General features: G+C 59.3%; 18 protein-coding genes. 17 read left to right on the forward strand and 1 reads right to left on the reverse strand.

The window, feature by feature from the left end; translation table 11 throughout:
• Window positions 1-56: 56 nt before the first annotated feature.
• The 17 genes from Q0864_RS16555 to Q0864_RS02800 all read left to right on the forward strand — a co-directional run bounded on the left by Q0864_RS16555 (window position 57) and on the right by Q0864_RS02800 (window position 17,135).
• Window positions 57-860 carry an NADH:quinone oxidoreductase gene (locus tag Q0864_RS16555; RefSeq protein WP_363317596.1) on the forward strand — a complete coding sequence of 268 codons (804 nt, stop codon included), beginning with the start codon at window positions 57-59 and terminating at the stop codon, window positions 858-860.
• A gap of 15 nt (window positions 861-875) precedes the next feature.
• The gene (locus Q0864_RS02725) at window positions 876-1,100 is read left to right on the forward strand and encodes a DUF5337 domain-containing protein (protein ID WP_248370283.1); all 225 of its coding nucleotides are present in this window, start codon (window positions 876-878) and stop codon (window positions 1,098-1,100) included.
• A gap of 6 nt (window positions 1,101-1,106) precedes the next feature.
• The gene (gene nuoF, locus Q0864_RS02730; RefSeq protein ID WP_298565936.1) at window positions 1,107-2,402 is read left to right on the forward strand and encodes an NADH-quinone oxidoreductase subunit NuoF; all 1,296 of its coding nucleotides are present in this window, start codon (window positions 1,107-1,109) and stop codon (window positions 2,400-2,402) included.
• A gap of 147 nt (window positions 2,403-2,549) precedes the next feature.
• On the forward strand, window positions 2,550-2,969 hold the full coding sequence (locus tag Q0864_RS02735) for a DUF5333 domain-containing protein (RefSeq protein WP_298565939.1): 420 nt from the start codon (window positions 2,550-2,552) through the stop codon (window positions 2,967-2,969).
• Between the two features lie 59 nt (window positions 2,970-3,028).
• Window positions 3,029-5,050, forward strand: coding sequence for an NADH-quinone oxidoreductase subunit NuoG (gene nuoG, locus Q0864_RS02740; RefSeq protein ID WP_298565942.1), 2,022 nt, complete (start codon window positions 3,029-3,031; stop codon window positions 5,048-5,050).
• A gap of 31 nt (window positions 5,051-5,081) precedes the next feature.
• Entirely contained in the window at window positions 5,082-5,822 is a 741-nt protein-coding gene (locus tag Q0864_RS02745) for a hypothetical protein (RefSeq protein ID WP_298565945.1), read from the forward strand.
• A 14-nt stretch (window positions 5,823-5,836) separates the two neighbouring features.
• A complete protein-coding gene (gene nuoH / locus Q0864_RS02750) occupies window positions 5,837-6,874 on the forward strand; it encodes an NADH-quinone oxidoreductase subunit NuoH (RefSeq protein WP_298565948.1) in 1,038 nt (345 codons plus the stop codon).
• Between the two features lie 4 nt (window positions 6,875-6,878).
• Window positions 6,879-7,370, forward strand: coding sequence for an NADH-quinone oxidoreductase subunit NuoI (gene nuoI, locus Q0864_RS02755; protein ID WP_298565951.1), 492 nt, complete (start codon window positions 6,879-6,881; stop codon window positions 7,368-7,370).
• Window positions 7,371-7,390: 20 nt separating this feature from the next.
• Window positions 7,391-7,798, forward strand: coding sequence for a carboxymuconolactone decarboxylase family protein (locus tag Q0864_RS02760; RefSeq protein ID WP_298565953.1), 408 nt, complete (start codon window positions 7,391-7,393; stop codon window positions 7,796-7,798).
• On the forward strand, window positions 7,795-8,409 hold the full coding sequence (locus tag Q0864_RS02765; RefSeq protein WP_298565956.1) for an NADH-quinone oxidoreductase subunit J: 615 nt from the start codon (window positions 7,795-7,797) through the stop codon (window positions 8,407-8,409). Before Q0864_RS02760 ends, Q0864_RS02765 begins: the two co-directional genes overlap by 4 nt.
• A gap of 69 nt (window positions 8,410-8,478) precedes the next feature.
• Complete coding sequence (gene nuoK, locus Q0864_RS02770; protein ID WP_298565958.1) at window positions 8,479-8,784, forward strand: NADH-quinone oxidoreductase subunit NuoK; 306 nt, start codon at window positions 8,479-8,481, stop codon at window positions 8,782-8,784.
• A 6-nt stretch (window positions 8,785-8,790) separates the two neighbouring features.
• Entirely contained in the window at window positions 8,791-10,941 is a 2,151-nt protein-coding gene (nuoL, locus tag Q0864_RS02775) for an NADH-quinone oxidoreductase subunit L (RefSeq protein ID WP_298565960.1), read from the forward strand.
• Window positions 10,941-12,485 carry an NADH-quinone oxidoreductase subunit M gene (locus tag Q0864_RS02780; RefSeq protein ID WP_298565962.1) on the forward strand — a complete coding sequence of 515 codons (1,545 nt, stop codon included), beginning with the start codon at window positions 10,941-10,943 and terminating at the stop codon, window positions 12,483-12,485. The genes nuoL and Q0864_RS02780 overlap by 1 nt, the downstream gene beginning before the upstream one ends.
• An 11-nt stretch (window positions 12,486-12,496) precedes the next feature.
• A complete protein-coding gene (gene nuoN, locus Q0864_RS02785; RefSeq protein ID WP_298565965.1) occupies window positions 12,497-13,933 on the forward strand; it encodes an NADH-quinone oxidoreductase subunit NuoN in 1,437 nt (478 codons plus the stop codon).
• Complete coding sequence (locus tag Q0864_RS02790) at window positions 13,923-14,687, forward strand: biotin--[acetyl-CoA-carboxylase] ligase (RefSeq protein ID WP_298565967.1); 765 nt, start codon at window positions 13,923-13,925, stop codon at window positions 14,685-14,687. Before nuoN ends, Q0864_RS02790 begins: the two co-directional genes overlap by 11 nt.
• Before the next feature lie 10 nt (window positions 14,688-14,697).
• Complete coding sequence (locus tag Q0864_RS02795; protein ID WP_298565968.1) at window positions 14,698-15,477, forward strand: type III pantothenate kinase; 780 nt, start codon at window positions 14,698-14,700, stop codon at window positions 15,475-15,477.
• On the forward strand, window positions 15,474-17,135 hold the full coding sequence (locus Q0864_RS02800; RefSeq protein WP_298565969.1) for a ribonuclease J: 1,662 nt from the start codon (window positions 15,474-15,476) through the stop codon (window positions 17,133-17,135). The genes Q0864_RS02795 and Q0864_RS02800 overlap by 4 nt, the downstream gene beginning before the upstream one ends.
• Before the next feature lie 139 nt (window positions 17,136-17,274).
• Here Q0864_RS02800 and Q0864_RS02805 read toward each other — a convergent pair whose 3' ends face one another.
• Window positions 17,275-18,738 (reverse strand): DEAD/DEAH box helicase, encoded by a 1,464-nt coding sequence (locus tag Q0864_RS02805; RefSeq protein WP_298565970.1) that lies wholly within the window; start codon window positions 18,736-18,738, stop codon window positions 17,275-17,277.
• Between the last annotated feature and the right edge of the window lie 37 nt (window positions 18,739-18,775).

Below are 18,775 nucleotides of genomic sequence, written 5' to 3' on the forward strand. Positions count from 1 at the left end.
CAACGCATCTGTGCGCCCGACAAATGTGTCCACAATCAACAACAGGGATAGGGACAATGAGTAACAATACTGGATTTTTTAACTGCAAGAACATGTGCTGGATGATCGGCGCGCTGCTGGGTTTCGCAGTTTTCCTGATGATTTCTGGCTTCATCGGCCTGATCGTTGGCATCATCGTGGCCGTCGCCGCGGCTATACTTCTGCAGAAATTCCTTTGTGGCGAAGTGGTCGATACCCGTCCCGCCAAGGGCGAGATGACGGCCGCGAGTCTGAGTGGCAACGCAACCGCCAGCACCCGTGCAGCGGATGCCTCGGCATCTGAGGACGTAGCAGCATCGGCAGCCAGCATTCCGGCGGCCGCGATGGACGGCGCACCTGTGCCCGCAGAGGCTGCAACGCCCCCTGCGAAAAAGAAACCTGCGGACAAGAAACCTGCTGCGAAGAAAACAGCAGCAAAGGCATCGACCGCAAAGAAACCGGCTGCGAAGGCGGCCAAGAAGCCCGCAGCGAAAGCCGCCAAGCCCGCCAGCAAGCCCGCAGCGAAAGCAGCGGCAGCACCCGCGCAGACTGGCCAGCCGAAAAAGCCACGCACCCTGAAAGCGCCGCGTAAATCTGGCGCCGACGATCTGAAACAACTGAAGGGCGTGGGTCCGAAGTTGGAACAGACGCTGAATGGTCTGGGGTTTTGGCATTTCGACCAGGTCGCCAAATGGACCGCGGACGAGATTTCGTGGGTTGATGACAACCTAAGCTTCAAAGGCCGGATCGAACGTGACGGCTGGGTGGAACAAGCCAAGACCTTGGCCGAGGGCGGGGAAACCGCGTTCTCGAAAAAGGTCAAAAAGGGCGATGTTTATTAAAGGATGACACAGATCATGCACACCGATCCAAAAAACAGCATACAGCGGGAAGGGCGCCTGGCAGGTCTTGTCATCGCCTTCACCGGTGCGCTGTGGGTCGGTGGCACATGGGTTGGGAAAAGCCTCGACTGGTCCAACAGGACCATGGCGTTGGTGGATCTTCTGGCCCTTGCCGGGTTCTTGTTTGGCCTGGTGGTAACGTATCGGATCTGGCGCAAGCGCCGGGCGGATGAAGGATAAGAACGAATGCTGCAGGATAAAGACCGGATCTTTACCAACCTTTACGGCATGCACGAACGCACTCTTGCGGGCGCAAAGCAACGCGGCCACTGGGACGGCACCGCCGGGATCATCAAGAAGGGCCGGGACTGGATCATCGAGCAGATGAAAGCCTCGGGCCTGCGGGGTCGTGGTGGGGCAGGGTTTCCGACCGGCCTGAAATGGTCCTTCATGCCGAAGGAAAGCGACGGTCGTCCGGCCTATCTGGTGATTAACGCCGACGAATCCGAGCCGGGCACCTGTAAAGACCGCGAGATTATGCGCCACGATCCGCACACGCTGATCGAAGGCGCGCTGATCGCGTCTTTCGCGATGAACGCCAATACATCTTACATCTACATTCGCGGCGAATATATCCGCGAGCGCGAAGCCCTGCAGGCTGCGATCGACGAATGTTATGACGCCGGTCTTCTGGGCAAGAACGCGGCAAATTCCGGCTGGGATTTCGACCTGTTCCTGCACCACGGTGCAGGCGCCTATATCTGTGGTGAAGAAACCGCTCTGCTCGAAAGCCTTGAAGGCAAGAAGGGCATGCCGCGCATGAAGCCGCCGTTCCCGGCGGGCGCGGGCCTCTATGGTTGCCCGACCACGGTGAACAACGTGGAAAGCATCGCCGTTGTGCCGACCATCCTTCGCCGTGGGCCCGAATGGTTCGCGGGCTTTGGTCGCCCCAACAACTCCGGCACCAAGCTGTTTGGCATCTCGGGTCACGTGAACAACCCCTGCGTCGTCGAAGAGGCCATGTCGATTTCCTTCGAGGAGTTGATCGAAAAGCATTGCGGCGGCATTCGCGGTGGTTGGGACAATTTGAAAGCCGTAATCCCCGGTGGCTCGTCCGTGCCATGCGTGCGTGGTGAAAACATGCGCGACGCGATCATGGATTTCGACTACCTGCGCGGAGAGCTCGGCTCGGGCCTTGGCACCGCGGCGGTGATCGTAATGGATAAGCAGACCGACATTATCAAGGCGATCTGGCGTCTGGCGAAGTTCTACAAACACGAAAGCTGCGGCCAGTGCACGCCGTGCCGGGAAGGCACCGGCTGGATGATGCGCGTGATGGATCGCCTGATGCGCGGCGAGGCTGAGGTCGAGGAAATCGACATGCTTTGGGACGTGACCAAGCAGGTGGAAGGCCACACGATCTGTGCCTTGGGTGACGCGGCGGCATGGCCCATTCAGGGCCTGATCCGCAACTTCCGCGACGAAATCGAAGACCGCATTCAAGTGAACAAACAAGGCAAGGCCAGCATCGCGGCGGAGTGATCCGTCGGCTTGGGCAAGGGAAGACATGAAAATGGTAATGCAACACAACATATTGAAAACAGGTGCGAAAGCGCCCGTTTCGGTGCGTTGTTATTGCATGTCAGCCCCCTGCGTCCCCACGTGCTTCATGACAAAAGGAGAACTGTCATGAAGAAACTACGTATTTTCGCCTTTGCCTCGGTTATGGCCGCCACCGCCACGACGAGCATGGCCTCGGCCCAGGACTATGCGCCGCTGCGTGACGACGACCGCATGCACAGCGAATTGCTGGGCGCGTCGATTGCCTATCTGATTGACGAAAACTGCTCGTCCTTGCACCTGCGCAAGCTGCGCCTTTTGAACAAGGCGTTTTCATTGCGCAAACATGCGATGGCACTGGGTTTCACATCGAAAGAGGTGATGGCCTATGTCGACAGCAAATCCGAGCAGGACCGGTTCCGCGCGATTGCCGAGCCGATCTTGGCCAAGCGTGGTGTGAATGCGGGCGACGAGGAAAGCTATTGCGCGGTTGGCCGCGCCGAGATTGAAAAGGGCTCCTTCGCTGGTTCGTTGCTTTACGAACGCTAGGGGCAGACACGTGCGGGCACGGGGAACACCTCGGCTTGCGAATTGAAAAAGGGACCGTGATGAGCGACTTGAAAAAGATCGTCATTGACGACATGGAAGTTGAAGTTGATGGCGCGATGACGCTGATCCAGGCCTGCGAAGTGGCCGGGATCGAGGTGCCCCGTTTCTGCTATCACGAACGCCTGTCGATTGCTGGCAACTGCCGCATGTGTTTGGTCGAAGTCGTGGGCGGTCCGCCCAAGCCCGCGGCCTCCTGCGCCATGCAGGTGCGCGATTTGCGCCCCGGTCCCGAAGGCCAGCCGCCTGTGGTTAAAACCAACTCGCCCATGGTCAAGAAGGCCCGTGAAGGCGTGATGGAGTTCATGCTGATCAACCACCCGCTGGACTGCCCGATTTGCGATCAGGGCGGCGAGTGCGATTTGCAGGATCAGGCGATGGCTTACGGTCTGTCCGGGTCGCGCTTCAAGGAACAAAAACGCGCCGTGGACGATATTGATCTGGGTCCGCTGGTTGGCACCGCGATGACGCGCTGCATCAGCTGCACCCGCTGCGTGCGCTTCACCACGGAAGTCGCCGGTATCGCCCAGATGGGCCAGACCGGTCGCGGCGAAGATGCCGAGATTGTTAGCTATCTGAACCAAACGCTGGACAGCAACCTTCAGGGCAACATCATTGACCTGTGTCCGGTTGGCGCGCTGACCTCGAAACCCTACGCGTTCACCGCCCGCCCGTGGGAGCTGACCAAGACCGAAACCATCGACGTGATGGATGCGCTTGGGTCAAACATCCGGGTCGATACCAAAGGTCGCGAAGTCATGCGCGTTCTGCCGCGCAACCATGATGGCGTGAACGAGGAGTGGATTTCCGACAAGACCCGCTTCATCTGGGACGGTTTGCGCCGCCAGCGTCTGGACGTGCCCTACATTCGCGATGACGGCAAACTGCGCAAAGCCACCTGGGCCGAGGCGCTGACCAAGGCGGCCGACGCCATGAAGGGCGCCAAGAAAGTTGCGGGTCTGGTCGGTGATCTGGCCCCGACCGAAGCAGCGTTCAGCCTGAAAACCCTGGTCGAAGGGCTTGGCGGCAATGTCGAGTGCCGCACCGACAACGCGCGTTTGCCCATCGGCAATCGTTCGGGCTATGTCGGCACGGCGTCGATTGAAGATATCGACAACGCGAAATTCATCCAACTGATCGGCACCAACCCGCGCGTTGAATCGCCGGTTCTGAATGCGCGCATTCGCAAGGCGTGGCTCAAGGGCGCTCAGGTCGGTCTGGTCGGCGAAGCCGTTGATCTGACTTATGATTATGCGCATGTCGGCAATGACCGCGCGGCGCTGGAAAGCATCGTGGGCAAAGACTACGGCGCGGTGAAAGATGCCCCGTCGGTGGTGATCGTGGGCATGGGCGCTGTGCGCGAAGCCGATGGTCTGGCGGTTCTGTCCAACGCGATGAAGCTGGCCGAGGACACCGGATCGAAGCTGATGATCCTGCACACCGCCGCTGGCCGCGTTGGCGCGATGGATGTTGGCGCCGTGACCGAGGGTGGCATGGAAGCGGCCACGATGGGCGCGGACGTGATTTACAACATGGGTGCCGATGAGATTGACATCGATGCTGGCCCCTTCGTGATCTATCAGGGCAGCCACGGCGACCGTGGTGCGATGCGTGCCGACGTGATCCTGCCGGGCGCAGCCTATACCGAAGAAGGCGGGCTGTTCGTCAACACCGAAGGCCGCCCCCAACTGGCGCTGCGGGCGAATTTCGCACCGGGCGAGGCCAAGGAAAACTGGGCCATCCTGCGCGCTCTGTCTGCTGAACTGGACGCGACCTTGCCCTGGGACAGCCTGGCGGGCCTGCGCCGGGCGATGGTCGAGGCCGCACCGGTTTTGGGTGGTGTCGATCAGGTGGCAGAGAATGAATGGCAACCGTTGCCGGTCGACAAGATGGGGGCGGCGAGCTTCCGTTACACAATCGGTGATTTTTATCTGACCAACCCGATCGCACGGGCGTCAGAGGTGATGGCAGAGCTGTCAGCACAGGCGCGCGCACGGGCGTCGTCGAAGCTGGCGGCAGAGTAACTAAGGGTCTGAAAAGTTTATGGGATTTCCCGTGATCATAGGAAGATGGGGCAAACGATTGCTGGGCGTGGTGGTGATCACCTCCGCCCTGTCGTCCTGTGCGTTTCTTGATCATGTCGGAGGCGTCATGAAGCAGGCCATTGGACTGAGTGATTGCCAAACTGGCGAGCCTAAGGATGGCGGCTTGGCTGTCCAGACCGTGAGTGGCTCGGAAAATGGCGAGCATGTGATCCTTCACACGCCGGGGCGACCTGTGGGCAGAGCGCGTGGCGAATGTTGGTGGGCTGCGTCCAACCGGACAACTCAGGTTGCGTCGAATGTGTCGACTGAAGCGAGCACCGATGCAGCGGCAGGCGAGGATATCGCCTTGATCAGTGCGGACGCACACAATGCGGGTCAAGAAGCCACGATGCTGGAAACCAACCCGTTGGAGAACAGCTTCGACGCGCTGGAAGACAAATGGAAGATTTCGTATCTCGGCGTTCAAACAAAACGTTTGGATGACGAATTGGTGCAGATCACCGTGCGTCTGAATGGCGAAGTAAAGAATGAAGATGTCGCTGAGTATGCTGAATGTGTAGCAGCGCAATATACACTTAGTCGGGGCTATGGGTTCACCCGTCACGTTCTGACAAGTGTGACACGAGACAACAGTATCTGGACTGGAAGGTCGGTCTATTGGGTGTCAGAGACGCTTCCGCGTGGGCTGGTGACAATTGACGCGGCGGTCACCGCTCAGAGCTGTTTTGAAAACGGAATACCGACGGTCTAAGGGCATGAAGAGAAATGATTGAATTCTTCACGACAACAAATCTGGGCATCGCCCTTTTGATCCTTGGTCAGTGTCTGCTGATCGTGGTCCCGCTTCTGGTCGCGCTGGCCTTCCTGCTTTATTTCGACCGCAAGGTCTGGGCAGCGGTGCAGATGCGCAAAGGCCCCAACGTGGTTGGCGCGTTTGGCGTTTTGCAGTCCTTCGCGGACTTCATCAAATATGTGCTGAAAGAGATTGTGGTGCCCGCAGGCGCGGACCGCTTCGTATTTTTCCTGGCACCTCTGATGAGCTTCGTCTTGGCGATGCTCGCCTGGGCCGTGATCCCATTCAACGATGGCTGGGTTCTGGCCGATGTGAACGTGGCGATCCTGTTTGTGTTCGCGGTGTCCTCGCTTGAGGTCTACGGCGTGATCATGGGCGGCTGGGCGTCGAACTCGAAATACCCGTTCCTTGGCTCGCTGCGGTCCGCCGCACAGATGATTTCTTACGAGGTGTCGATCGGCCTGATCATCATCGGTGTGATCCTGACGACCGGCTCGATGAACTTCGGCGACATTGTCATGGCGCAAGACGGCAAGGGGCTCTTGAGCTGGTATTGGCTGCCGCACTTCCCGATGGTGTTCCTGTTCCTGATCTCGGCTTTGGCTGAAACCAACCGCCCGCCGTTCGACCTGCCCGAGGCTGAATCGGAACTGGTCGCAGGCTATCAAGTGGAATACTCGTCGACCCCGTTCCTTCTGTTCATGATCGGTGAATACGTGGCCATCGTTCTGATGTGCACGCTGATTTCGATCCTGTTCTTCGGCGGCTGGCTGTCGCCGGTCGAGGCGCTGCCGGATGGTATCCTGTGGCTGTTTGCGAAGATCTTCTTCTTCTTCTTCGTGTTCTCGATGGTGAAAGCCATCACGCCGCGCTACCGCTATGACCAGTTGATGCGCATCGGTTGGAAAGTCTTCCTGCCTTTGTCGCTGGCATGGGTTGTTCTGGTCGCATTCTTCGCCCAATACGGGGCATTCTGGGGCACTTACGCCCGCTGGACTGTAGGGGGCTGATCGGATGGCATTCGACTACGCACGCGCAACGAAATACTTCCTGCTGACGGACTTCATCAAGGGGTTCGGACTGGGGCTGAAATACTTCTTCGCGCCCAAGGTGACGTTGAACTACCCGCATGAAAAAGGTGCGTTGTCCCCGCGTTTCCGGGGGGAGCATGCGCTGCGCCGCTATCCCAACGGGGAAGAGCGTTGCATCGCCTGTAAGCTGTGCGAGGCGATCTGCCCCGCGCAGGCGATCACGATTGACGCCGAACCCCGCGACGACGGATCGCGCCGCACGACGCGCTATGACATTGATATGACCAAGTGCATCTATTGCGGCTTCTGTCAGGAAGCCTGCCCGGTGGATGCGATCGTCGAAGGCCCGAACTTCGAGTTTGCGACCGAAACGCGCGAGGAACTGTTTTACGACAAGGCCAAACTGCTTGAGAACGGCGAACGCTGGGAAGCCGAGATTGCCCGCAATATCGAACTTGACGCGCCGTATCGCTAAGTGACCGCGAAGGAAAAGCCATGAACGATTTCTCCAAACTATACGCACAGATGATGGAGCAGGGGCAGGAAATGCTCCGCAACTTCAATCCTGCCTTGGAGACGTTCAAGCCGCAGGGTTTTGACAAGATGATGCCGACCATGCCGAAAGACATGATGGACATGATGTTTGGCAACGCCTTCAACAAGGACGGGCTGGATGCCAAGACGCGGATGCTGATCACGCTGGCGGGTCTGACCGTTCTTGGCGCGCAAGCCGACGCGCAGATCAAGATGACCGTGCGCCACGCTTTGGAAGCGGGCGCGACCGAGAAAGAGATCGCCGAGGTGATCTATCAAATGTCGATGCTGGGCGGCCTTCCGGCCATGACCCGTGCATTGGAACTGGCGCAAGCCGTGTTTGCCGACAACGAGGAGGGGGACGCATGAGCGTTGCCGATTTCGCATTTTACCTCTTTGCCCTGACCACTGTGGTGGGCGGGTTCTTCACCGTGATGGCAAGAAACCCGGTCCACTCGGTCCTGTGGCTGATCACCGCTTTTGTGGGGGCCACCGGGCTGTTTGTCCTGCTGGGCGCCGAGTTCGTCGCGATGCTTCTGATGATCGTCTATGTGGGCGCGGTCGCGGTTCTGTTCCTGTTCGTCGTGATGATGCTGGATGTGGATTTCGCGGCGTTGAAGGCTGAAATGGCCAAATCGCTGCCGCTGGCACTTCTGATCGGCGTGATCCTCTTGATGGAACTGGGCACCATTTTTGGCGTCTGGCAGTTCTCGGACGGGGCCGAGGCGGCGCGTGCTGCTGTAACGCCCGCGCTTGATGTCGCGCATAACACGCAGGCGCTGGGGATGATCCTTTACACAGACTACATCTTGCTGTTTCAGCTGGCCGGTTTGATCCTGTTGGTCGCCATGATCGGCGCGATCGTCCTGACCCTGCGCCACCGCACCAATATCAAACGCCAGAACGTGATTGCCCAGATGCACCGCGACCCGGCCGAGGCGATGAAGATCATCGACGTGAAACCGGGGCAGGGGCTTTGATGAACACGAATAACAAGACTTGGGCAGGCTGCACCGGCAGCCAAGCCCGGAACGAAGGGACGCAAGCACATGGTTGGACTTGAACACTATCTCGCGGTGGCGGCGGCGCTGTTCGTCATCGGCATTTTCGGGCTGTTCCTGAACCGCAAGAACATCATCATCTTGTTGATGTCGATTGAATTGATGCTTCTGGCGGTGAACATCAACCTCGTGGCCTTCTCAAGCTTCCTAGGCGATTTGGTCGGGCAGGTGTTCACCTTGTTCGTGCTGACCGTTGCGGCCGCCGAGGCGGCCATTGGTCTGGCGATCCTTGTCAGCTTCTTCCGAAACCGCGGCACCATCGCGGTTGAAGATGTCAACGTGATGAAAGGCTAACGGCAAATGGTACAAATCATCCTCTTTGCCCCCCTGATCGGTGCGCTGATCGCGGGCTTTGGCCATCGGGTCATCGGCGACAAGGGCGCGCAAGTGCTGACCACGGCACTTCTGTTCCTGTCTGCGCTGCTGTCTTGGGCGACGTTCCTGAGCCTTGGGTCCGAGACCCAGCACATCCACCTTCTGGATTGGGTGCAGTCAGGCACTCTGTCGGTTGACTGGTCGATCCGACTAGACCGGCTGACCGCGATCATGCTGATCGTCGTGACCACGGTGTCGTCGCTGGTTCACCTTTATTCCATGGGCTACATGGCCCACGATCCGCAATTTGAGGGCGAAAGCTATCGCCCCCGCTTCTTTGCCTATCTCAGCTTCTTCACCTTCACGATGTTGATGCTGGTCACCGCCGACAACCTGCTTCAGATGTTCTTTGGCTGGGAAGGTGTGGGCGTCGCGTCTTATCTGCTGATCGGCTTTTACTACAAGAAACCCTCGGCCAACGCGGCGGCGATCAAAGCCTTCGTGGTGAACCGTGTGGGTGACTTCGGCTTCGCGCTGGGGATCTTCGGTCTGTTCTACCTGACGGACTCGATTGTGCTGGACGACGTGTTCGCCGCCGCCCCTGCGCTGGCCGAGACCGAGCTTCACTTCCTGTGGCGCGACTGGAATGCGGCCAACCTGCTGGCGTTCCTGCTGTTTGTCGGCGCGATGGGCAAATCGGCGCAGCTGTTCTTGCACACCTGGCTGCCCGACGCGATGGAAGGCCCGACGCCCGTGTCGGCGCTGATCCACGCTGCGACCATGGTGACTGCGGGTGTCTTCCTTGTCTGCCGCATGTCGCCCTTGATGGAATACGCGCCCGAGGCAACTGGCGTCATCGTCTTCATCGGGGCCACGACCGCGTTCTTCGCGGCCACCGTGGGGCTGGTGCAAAACGACATCAAACGCGTGATCGCCTATTCGACCTGTTCGCAGCTGGGCTACATGTTCGTGGCCGCCGGCGTCGGCGTTTATTCGGTCGCCATGTTCCACCTGTTCACCCATGCCTTCTTCAAGGCGATGTTGTTCCTTGGGGCAGGCTCCGTGATCCACGGCATGCACCACGAACAAGACATGCGGAACTATGGCAACCTGCGCAAAAAGCTACCGATGACCTTCTGGGCAATGATGATCGGCACGCTGGCCATCACCGGTGTCGGCATTCCGCTGACAACCATCGGCTTTGCAGGCTTCCTGTCGAAAGACGCAATCATCGAAAGCGCCTATGCTGGCACGCAAGGCGGCTATGCCTTCTGGATGCTGGTCATCGCGGCGCTGTTCACCAGCTTCTACAGCTGGCGGCTGATGTTCATGACGTTCTACGGCAAGGCGCGCGGTGACAAGCACACGCATGAACACGCGCATGAAAGCCCGATGGTCATGCTGGTGCCGCTTGGCGTTCTGGCGCTGGGTGCGATCTTCTCGGGTATGATCTGGTATGGCTCGTTCTTTGGCGACCATCACAAGGTCAACCATTTCTTCGGGATTGAAACGCATGCCGAGGCTGACGCAAGCCACGGCGAAGCTGCGGACACGCACGCCGAAGCCCCGGCGACGGACACCGCAACCGCCGACGCCACCCATACCGAGGACGAGGATCACGCCGCAAATATGGCAGATCCGGCCCACGCCCCCGTCGCCGCCGTCCATCATGGGGAGGCACCAAAAGGTGCGATCTTCATGGGCGCGGACAACACCGTGATCGACGATGCCCACCATGCGCCCGCTTGGGTCAAGGTGTCGCCCTTCATCGCGATGCTGATCGGGCTTGTGACGGCCTATTGGTTCTACATGGTGAACACGAGCCTGCCCAAAAAGCTGGCCGAGACGTTCCCGCATGTCTACCAGTTCCTGCTGAACAAATGGTATTTCGACGAGATCTATGACGTGCTCTTCGTCAAGCCTGCTTTCGCCATAGGGCGGTTCTTCTGGAAGCGCGGTGACGGCAACGTCATCGACGGCTTCCTGAACGGGGTCGCCATGGGCGTTGTCCCATGGTTCACCAAACAGGCAGGTCGGGCACAAACTGGCTACGTCTTTACATATGCCTTCGCGATGGTCCTCGGCATCGTCGCTCTGGTGACAATCATGATCCTCTTCAGCGGTGGAGCGCACTAATGAACAATCTGCTTTCCATCATCACCTTCCTGCCGCTGGTCGCGGCGGTGATCCTTGCGCTTTTCCTGCGCGGGGATGACGAAGCGGCCGTTCGCAACGCCAAGTGGCTTGCACTTGCGGCAACTGTGGCCACGTTCCTGTTCTCGCTTCTTCTGCTGACCGGGTTTGACTCTGCCAACACCGACTTCCAGTTCGTGGAAGAAGGTGAATGGATCATGGGCCTGAAATACAAGATGGGCGTCGACGGGATTTCGGTCCTGTTCGTGATGCTCACCACCTTCATGATGCCGCTGACGATCTGGGCCAGCTGGGGCGTAAAATCCCGCGTGAAGGAATACATGATCGCCTTCCTGCTGCTTGAAACCCTTATGCTGGGTGTTTTCATGGCGCTGGATCTGGTGCTGTTCTACCTGTTCTTCGAAGCAGGCCTGATCCCCATGTTCCTGATCATCGGGATCTGGGGCGGGAAAGAGCGGATCTATGCCGCCTTCAAGTTCTTTCTTTACACCTTCCTCGGCTCGGTCCTGATGCTGGTTGCCATGGTCTATATGTATGTGGATGCGGGCTCGACCGACATTCCGACGCTGATGGCGCATAAGTTCGGGTCGGACAGTTTCAGCCTGTTGGGCATCCAGATCGTTGGCGGGGCGCAGACGCTCTTGTTCCTGGCCTTCTTCGCCTCGTTCGCGGTGAAAATGCCGATGTGGCCGGTGCACACCTGGTTGCCGGATGCACACGTTCAGGCGCCAACAGCGGGTTCGGTCGTGCTGGCCGCGATCCTTTTGAAGATGGGCGGCTACGGCTTCCTGCGCTTCAGCTTGCCGATGTTCCCGATTGGGACGGATGTGATGGCGACTTTCGTGCTTTGGCTGTCGGTCATCGCGATTGTCTACACCTCGCTCGTGGCGCTGGTGCAGGAGGACATGAAAAAGCTGATCGCGTATTCCTCCGTGGCACATATGGGTTATGTGACAGCGGGTATCTTCTCGCTCAACCAACAAGGTGTGGACGGCGCGATCTTCCAGATGCTCAGCCACGGCTTTATCTCGGGCGCGTTGTTCTTGTGTGTTGGCGTCATCTATGACCGCATGCACACCCGCGAGATTGACGCTTACGGAGGCCTTGTGAACCGGATGCCGGCCTATGCGCTGATCTTCATGTTCTTCACCATGGCCAATGTCGGCCTGCCGGGCACCTCTGGCTTTGTCGGTGAATTCCTGACGCTGGTCGGTATGTTCCAAGCCAACACTTGGGTGGCGCTGGTTGCCACCTCGGGTGTGATCCTTTCGGCGGCCTATGCGCTTTACCTTTATCGCCGCGTCGTCTTTGGCGATCTGATCAAGGAAAGCCTGAAGTCGATCACCGACATGGACGGGCGCGAGAAGATGATCTTCGCCCCGCTGGTGTTCATGACCCTGCTTCTGGGCATCTATCCCAGCCTTGTGACCGACATGATCGGTCCCTCGGTTGAGGCCCTTCTGACCAACTTCCACGCCGCCGTTCCTGCAGATGTTGCAGAGATGGCCCAGACTGCATCGCATTAAGGAGAGCACAGATGAGCTCTGTCGATATTCAAACGGTTCTGCCTGAACTCGCTTTGGCCATCTATGCGATGGTTGCCCTTTTGGGCGCGGTTTATACCGGCAAGGATGCGCTGGCGAAGCCGATCACATGGATCACCGGTGCGGTGATGGTTGCCATCGCGTTGATGGTGGCAGGTGGTGACGGCGCACATGCGAGCTTCGGTGGCATGTTCCTGGACGACGCCTATGCGCGCTTTGCGAAGGTGGCAATCCTGCTGGCCGCTGCTGCCGTTCTGGTGATGGGCGAGGCGACGATGTCGCGCCGCGGGCTTCTGCGCTTCGAATACCCGATCCTCGTGGCGCTTGGCACCGTCGGCATGATGATGATGGTGTCGGCAGGCGATCTGATGTCGCTTTACATGGGACTGGAGCTGCAATCGCTGTCGCTCTATGTCGTCGCGTCCCTGAACCGCGACAGCGTGAAATCGACCGAGGCGGGTCTTAAGTATTTCGTGCTGGGCGCGTTGTCCTCGGGCTTGCTGCTTTACGGCGCGTCGCTGACCTACGGCTATGCGGGCACAACGTTGTTCTCGGGCATCATTCAAGCTGCCAATGACGGGCATGTGGGCCTTGGCCTGTTGATCGGTCTGGTCTTCGTGACTGCCGGTTTGGCCTTCAAGGTCTCGGCCGTGCCGTTCCACATGTGGACGCCGGACGTATACGAAGGTGCGCCGACCCCGGTCACGGCGTTCTTCGCCACCGCACCAAAGCTGGCAGCAATGGGCCTTTTCGGCCGCGTATTGTTCGATGCGTTCGGCGGAGCCATCGGAGACTGGCAGCAGATCATCGCGCTTCTGGCCGTGTTGTCGATGTTCCTTGGTGCCATTGCCGCCATTGGTCAAACCAACATCAAACGCCTGATGGCTTATTCGTCGATCGCCCATATGGGTTTCGCCTTGATGGGTCTGGCCGCTGGCACGGAATACGGTGTGCAGGCGATGCTGCTCTATATGGCGGTTTACCTGACCATGAACATCGGCACCTTCGCCTTCATCATGTCGATGGAACGTGACGGGCGCCCGGTCGCTGACATCTCGGCGCTGAACCAGTTTGCGGTGAATGACAAGCTGCGCGGGCTGGCCATGCTGATCTTGCTGTTCTCGCTGGCCGGTGTGCCGCCGATGCTGGGCTTCTTTGCCAAATACGGTGTGCTGATCGCTGCCGTGCAATCCGGTCTGGCATGGCTGGCTGTGGCCGGTGTGATCGCATCGGTGATCGGTGCGTTCTATTACCTGCGCATTGTCTACTTCATGTATTTCGGGGAAGAAGGCGCCGGGGTCGAGATGAAAATGTCGCCCGCCGCTTGGGTGGCGTTGGTCGGATCGGCTGCGATTGTTGTTCTGGGCGTCGTCAATTTCTTCGGCATCGAAACAGCCGCCGCTGCAGCGGCCGAAGCCCTTGTCAAATAAACCCGTCACGGCTTGGCCAGAGGGCGTTGGAAAACGCGTTCTGGACCAGGTCGACAGCACCAATGAAGAGGCCCGGCGCATCGCGCCGGGTCTTTTGGGTCCAACATGGATATTAGCCCACCGGCAAACCGCAGGCCGCGGTCGCCGGGGCCGCGCTTGGGCAGACCCCAAGGGACATTTCTCAGCCACGCTTGTGATGCGCCCGACCGAACCACCTGCACAGGTGGCGCTGCGAAGCTTCGTGGCCTCGCTGGCGCTTTTTGATGCACTCGTCATGGCCACCGGTCGGCCGGAGGCGTTTTCGTTGAAGTGGCCCAATGATGTGCTGCTGAACGGCGGCAAAGTGGCTGGCATCTTGCTGGAAAGCGCCGGGTTGGGCGCGCAGGTTGGGCATTTTGCCATCGGCATCGGCGTGAACCTGATCGACGCGCCCGAAGGAGCGGCCATCGAAGGACGCGCCGTTGCGCCTGTCAGTCTGGCCGGGGAAACTGGGGTCAGCCTGACCCCAGAGGCGTTTCTTGACCTGCTGGCCCCCGCCTATGCGCAACACGAGGCGAGCTTCACCACCTATGGTTTCGCGCCCATTCGCGAGGCGTGGCTGGCCCGCGCCGCCCGTCTGGGCGAGGTCATCACCGCGCGCACCACGCGCGCCGAATATACCGGACGGTTTGACACGGTGGACGCGGACGGCAACCTTGTTCTATCAACAGCCACATCCCGCGAGGTCATCCCCGCGGCCGAGATTTTCTTCTAAGGGGCAACGCATGCTTTTGGCGATCGACTGCGGAAACACGAACACAGCATTCTCGATCTGGGATGGCGAGAAATTTCTGTGCACGATGCGAACCTCGACCCACCATTCACGCACGGCGGATGCCTATTTCACGTGGTTCTCGACCCTGATCAACCACTATGGGATCAAGCCAGAGATCACGGATGTGGTCGTCAGCTCGACCGTGCCGCGCGTCGTGTGGAACCTGCGCGTGTTTGCGGATCGGTTTTTTGACTGCCGCCCTTTGGTGGTCGGAAAGCCCGATTGCCTTTTGCCCGTTCCGCCACGTGTGGACGTGGGCGCTGTGCCCGGCCCCGACCGCTTGGCAAACGCGGTTGCGGCCTTTGATCGCCACGGTGGCGATTGCATGGTCGTCGATTTCGGCACCGCCACAAATATCGACGTGGTGGCGCATGACGGGGCCTATATCGGGGGCGTGATTGCACCGGGTGTGAACCTGTCGCTTGAAGCGCTGCACCAAGGCGCCGCAGCCCTGCCGCATGTCGACGTGACCCAGCCAGATAAGGTGATTGGCACCAATACGGTTGGCTGCATTCAGTCGGGCATCTTCTGGGGCTATGTCGGGCTTGTGCAAGGGCTTGTGCAACGGGTGAAAGACGAATACGGCCTGCCAATGAAAGTCATCGGAACCGGTGGCCTTGCCCCGCTGTTCGAGCAGGGCGACAATCTATATGACGTAATTGATCACGACCTGACCATGCACGGTCTGGTTCGGATCTACGATTACAATAAGGAACAGGGCAACTTATGAGTGCTGACCGTCTGATTTACCTCCCACTGGGGGGCGCCGGCGAGATCGGCATGAATGCCTATGTCTATGGCTATGGCAAACCGGGGAAAGAACGTCTGATCCTTGTGGATCTGGGCGTGACCTTCCCAGATATGGACACCACGCCGGGGGTGAACCTGATCATGCCGGACATCACATGGCTTGCTGACAATGCCGACCGGCTGGAAGCGATCTTCATCACCCACGCGCATGAAGATCACGTGGGGGCAATTGGGCGGCTGTATCCGCGGCTGAAAGCGCCGATCCACGCGCGCCCCTTCACCCGCTATCACGCGCAGCGCAAGATGGAAGAAAACGGACAGGTGGCCGAGGCCGTGATCGCGGCCGATGTCTATCCACAAGTGATCGAGGCGGGGCCGTTCAAAGTCAGCTTTCTGCCGATCAGCCACTCGATCCCGGAAAGCGCAGGGCTGGTGATTGACACGCCTGCTGGCCGGGTGGTGCATACGGGTGACTTCAAACTGGACGAAACCCCGGTGCTGGGTGACCCGTTTGACGAAGCGCTGTGGCGCGAAATTGCGAAACCGGGCGTGAAGGCGCTGGTGTGCGATTCCACCAACGTGTTTTCAACCCATCCCGGCCGCTCGGAAGCCGAAGTTGGCCCCGAACTGGTGACGCTGATCGAGGCGGCACCGCATATGGTGGTGGCGACCACCTTTGCCTCGAACGTCGCCCGCGTGAAACAACTGGCCGAAGCGGGCAAAGCGGCGGGACGCTCTGTTTGTCTGTTGGGGCGCGCGATGCGTCGTATGATCCAGGCGGGCATCGAAACCGGTGTGTTGCAGGACTTCCCCGCAACCGTCACCCCTGAAGACGCGCGCGATATTCCGCGTGAAAGTCTGATGCTGATCGTGACCGGCAGTCAGGGCGAACGGCGCGCCGCCAGCGCCCAATTGGCGCGTGGAAAGTATATGGGGCTCAGCCTTGCTGAAGGCGACATGTTCCTGTTTTCGTCCAAGACCATCCCCGGCAATGAACGCGGGGTTATCCGCATCCTGAATGCCTATTCCGAGATGGGTGTCGATGTCGTTGCTGAAAGCGATCGCTATCATGTGTCTGGCCATGCCAATGGCCCGGACCTGCAACGCGTGCACGAGATTGTGGACCCCGAGATCGTGATCCCGATGCACGGCGAACACCGTCATCTGCGCCAACACGCCATGCTGGCGCAAGAGAGTGGCCGCAAATCGCTGGTCGTGGTGAATGGAGCGATGTGTGACCTGACAAGTGGCACCCCACACGTGGTCGAACATGTTGAGGCAGAGCGCATCTATCTGGATGGCGACATTTTGATCGGCGCACTGGACGGGGTCGTGCGCGACCGCATTCGTCTGGCGCTGAACGGTCATGTCATCGTGAACGTGATTGTCGAAGGCAACGAGCCTTTGGGTGAGCCGTGGGTCGAACTGATGGGGCTGCCCGAGATTGGAAAGTCCAAAGCGGCTCTGGTCGACGTGCTTGAAGAAGACCTTGGTCAATTCCTGATGCGCGCGGGCAAAAAGACCCTGCGGGACGACGACAAGCTGGGCGAAGAGCTCAAGCGTATCGCGCGCAAGACGACCAATGATGAAACCGGCCACAAGCCGGAAGTGACTTTGGTGGTCAGCCGCCTGGAATAAACGTGGGTGTTGCTGCGTGTTGCGGGGCAAGCTGTGGCAGAGTTTGTCGTGTCACAAAACGCGCGAAGGCACTTGGAAAACACAAAGGCCCGCAGGTTATCCTGCGGGCCTTTCGTATTTGTGCTGAAGGACGCGTGCCTTAGCTTGTGCGGCGTTCGTCAAAGCTTTTTGCAATAAAATCAGGCAGATGATCGCCCATGCCGACAGTCTTGTTGCCGCCGTCACGACGGTCAGAGCCGCCACGTCCACGCCCGCCCCGTTGCGGCTTGGCGTCGTCGCGCTTTGCCTTAGGCGCTTGCTGTTGCGCCTCGGTGTCGGGTGTTTGGCGCGCCTCTTTGGCGGGCTGATCCTTGGGTGCAGGCTTGGCTGTGTCATCTGACCGGCGACCACGCGACCGCTTCGGTTTCTCCTCGACCTCGCCTGCGTCCTTTTTGTCAGCCGCTGGCTGATGGGTCGCAAGCGGGTTGTCGACGCGCGGAATTTTCGTCTCAATCAGGCGCTCTACTGCATCAAGGTTCTTTTCGTCGCGCGGCTCGCAAATCATGATGGCCTTGCCGTCACGCCCGGCGCGGCCCGTGCGGCCGATGCGGTGGACATAGTCTTCTGCGTGTCCGGGCACGTCGAAGTTGAACACGTGGCTGACATTGGGAATGTCGAGCCCGCGCGCCGCAACGTCAGACGCGCACAAAAAGCGCAGCGTGCCTGCGCGAAATCCGTTCAACACTTCGGTTCGCTTGGATTGTTCCAGATCACCGTGGATCGGGGCCGCGTCATAGCCGTATTTCTTCAGACTTTTGGCGGTGGTATCCACATCGGTCTTGCGATTGCAGAAGATGATAGCGTTGGTGCAGGCGTCACCTTCGCGGTCGATCAGGGCGCGCAGGATTTTGCGTTTTTCCGTCGCAGCGCGATCACGGCGTGACGCCTTGAACATGCAAAGCTCTTGGGTGATCGTCTCTGACGCGGTGGCTTGGCGTGCTACTTCGATCCGGGCGGGGTTCGACAGGAACGTGTTGGTGATCCGCTCAATCTCGGGCGCCATCGTGGCCGAGAAGAAAAGCGTTTGCCGGGTGAACGGCGTCAGCGAGAAGATCTTTTCGATATCCGGGATGAAGCCCATGTCGAGCATCCGGTCAGCTTCATCCACCACCATGATTTGCACGCCGGTCAGCAAAAGCTTGCCGCGTTCGAAATGGTCCAGCAGGCGGCCGGGGGTGGCGATCAGAACGTCAACGCCGCGGTCGATCAGTTGGTCTTGTTCCTTGAAGCTGACGCCGCCGATCAAAAGGGCCTTGGTCAGTTTCACGTGTTTGGCATAGGTGTCGAAGTTTTCAGCCACCTGCGCGGCCAACTCGCGTGTCGGGCACAAAACCAACGAGCGTGGCATGCGCGCACGGGCACGGCCACGGGCAAGGGCCGTGATCATTGGCAGCGTGAAGCTGGCGGTTTTTCCCGTGCCGGTCTGGGCAATCCCCAAAACATCGCGCCCTTCAAGCGCGGGCGGGATGGCACCTTCTTGGATCGGGGTAGGGCTGGTATAGCCCGCTTCATCAATGGCTTTCAGCACTTTAGGGCTGAGCTTTAGGTCAGAAAATTTTATCATGTATGTCCTGTTTCACGGACATCTTCGCCCGTGCGGA

Origin of the sequence: uncultured Aliiroseovarius sp., from assembly GCF_947497285.1 — a bacterium.
Classification (GTDB): domain Bacteria; phylum Pseudomonadota; class Alphaproteobacteria; order Rhodobacterales; family Rhodobacteraceae; genus Aliiroseovarius.

Excerpts from the sequence above, each read along its gene's own strand:
- Q0864_RS16555 (WP_363317596.1), top strand. The coding sequence starts at position 57 with ATGAGTAACAATACTGGATTTTTTAACTGCAAGAACATGTGCTGGATG.
- Q0864_RS02725 (WP_248370283.1), top strand. The coding sequence starts at position 876 with ATGCACACCGATCCAAAAAACAGCATACAGCGGGAAGGGCGCCTGGCA.
- nuoF (WP_298565936.1), top strand. The coding sequence starts at position 1,107 with ATGCTGCAGGATAAAGACCGGATCTTTACCAACCTTTACGGCATGCAC.
- Q0864_RS02735 (WP_298565939.1), top strand. The coding sequence starts at position 2,550 with ATGAAGAAACTACGTATTTTCGCCTTTGCCTCGGTTATGGCCGCCACC.
- nuoG (WP_298565942.1), top strand. The coding sequence starts at position 3,029 with ATGAGCGACTTGAAAAAGATCGTCATTGACGACATGGAAGTTGAAGTT.
- nuoH (WP_298565948.1), top strand. The coding sequence starts at position 5,837 with ATGATTGAATTCTTCACGACAACAAATCTGGGCATCGCCCTTTTGATC.
- nuoI (WP_298565951.1), top strand. The coding sequence starts at position 6,879 with ATGGCATTCGACTACGCACGCGCAACGAAATACTTCCTGCTGACGGAC.
- Q0864_RS02760 (WP_298565953.1), top strand. The coding sequence starts at position 7,391 with ATGAACGATTTCTCCAAACTATACGCACAGATGATGGAGCAGGGGCAG.
- Q0864_RS02765 (WP_298565956.1), top strand. The coding sequence starts at position 7,795 with ATGAGCGTTGCCGATTTCGCATTTTACCTCTTTGCCCTGACCACTGTG.
- nuoK (WP_298565958.1), top strand. The coding sequence starts at position 8,479 with ATGGTTGGACTTGAACACTATCTCGCGGTGGCGGCGGCGCTGTTCGTC.
- nuoL (WP_298565960.1), top strand. The coding sequence starts at position 8,791 with ATGGTACAAATCATCCTCTTTGCCCCCCTGATCGGTGCGCTGATCGCG.
- Q0864_RS02780 (WP_298565962.1), top strand. The coding sequence starts at position 10,941 with ATGAACAATCTGCTTTCCATCATCACCTTCCTGCCGCTGGTCGCGGCG.
- nuoN (WP_298565965.1), top strand. The coding sequence starts at position 12,497 with ATGAGCTCTGTCGATATTCAAACGGTTCTGCCTGAACTCGCTTTGGCC.
- Q0864_RS02795 (WP_298565968.1), top strand. The coding sequence starts at position 14,698 with ATGCTTTTGGCGATCGACTGCGGAAACACGAACACAGCATTCTCGATC.
- Q0864_RS02800 (WP_298565969.1), top strand. The coding sequence starts at position 15,474 with ATGAGTGCTGACCGTCTGATTTACCTCCCACTGGGGGGCGCCGGCGAG.
- Q0864_RS02805 (WP_298565970.1), bottom strand. The coding sequence starts at position 18,738 with ATGATAAAATTTTCTGACCTAAAGCTCAGCCCTAAAGTGCTGAAAGCC.